Raw genomic sequence first — 1,043 nt, 5'->3', positions numbered from 1 at the left:
CGTTGGTTTATTGGGTTTTGCGGCAGGAGAACCCGCTCCCTGCGCGACAAAGCTCGGCAGATCGCAGCTTTCAGATTCGGTTTGCTTTTTCTGTTGATAGAAGAGGTAAAAACCGCCGCCACCGACCACCAAAGCCAGCACTAAGAATGTAATTTTCGGAAAGCCAGGGATCAGAGCGAACAAGACCAGCAGCACACCACCAATCAACAGTGCACGAGGCTGAGCCGTGACTTGCCCACCAATGTCGGAGCCCAAGTCGGCCGAGTCTTCGTGGGAAACACGCGTAACGATAATACCAGCGGTGATCGCGATAAATAGCGCAGGAATCTGCGATACCAAGCCATCGCCTACGGTCAAAATCGCAAACAGCTCAAGCGCCTCTGACGCGCTCATGCCTTTTTGCGTGACGCCAATGGTGACGCCACCCAAGATGTTCACGATGATGATCACCAAGCCCGCAATGGAGTCGCCTTTTACAAACTTCATTGCGCCGTCCATCGAGCCGTACATTTGACTCTCTTTCTCGATCAGAGAACGGCGATGACGCGCCTCGTGAACATCGATAACTCCAGCGCGCATGTCACCGTCGATACTCATCTGTTTGCCCGGCATGGCGTCAAGAGAGAATCGAGCACTAACTTCAGCAACACGCTCCGAACCTTTGGTGATCACCATAAACTGTACAATAGTGATGATCAGGAAGACCACGATACCAACGACAAGGTTGCCGCCAACGACGAAGTTACCAAAGGTGTAAACGATTTGACCCGCATCGCCTTGAAGCAGGATCAAACGTGTTGTGGTGATTGACAGCGACAAACGAAATAGCGTCGTGATCAGCAATACTGCCGGAAACGCCGAAAACTCCAGTGGCGTGGTGATGTAAATCGCCAACATCAGCAACACGACAGCAATACTCATGTTTGCGCCGATCAGCACATCCACTAGTGCAGTTGGCAAAGGCAAAATCATCATAAAGACGATCGCCAGCAACATCACTGCGAGCATGATGTCTTTGCGTTGTCCTACCTTGTTTAGAATAT

Annotated in this window: 1 pseudogene; it reads right to left on the bottom strand. The window is 51.2% G+C overall.

Going from position 1 to position 1,043, the window contains the following annotated elements:
• Positions 1 to 1,041: pseudogene (gene vcrD, locus R7Q47_RS26490) on the bottom strand (SctV family type III secretion system export apparatus subunit VcrD); the annotation flags it as partial.
• Between the last annotated feature and the right edge of the window lie 2 nt (positions 1,042 to 1,043).

It is taken from the genome of Vibrio sp. Vb0349, from assembly GCF_033338975.1.
The sequence above is the reverse complement of the archived record's forward strand: the minus strand, read 5'-3'. Positions and strand labels throughout refer to the sequence as shown.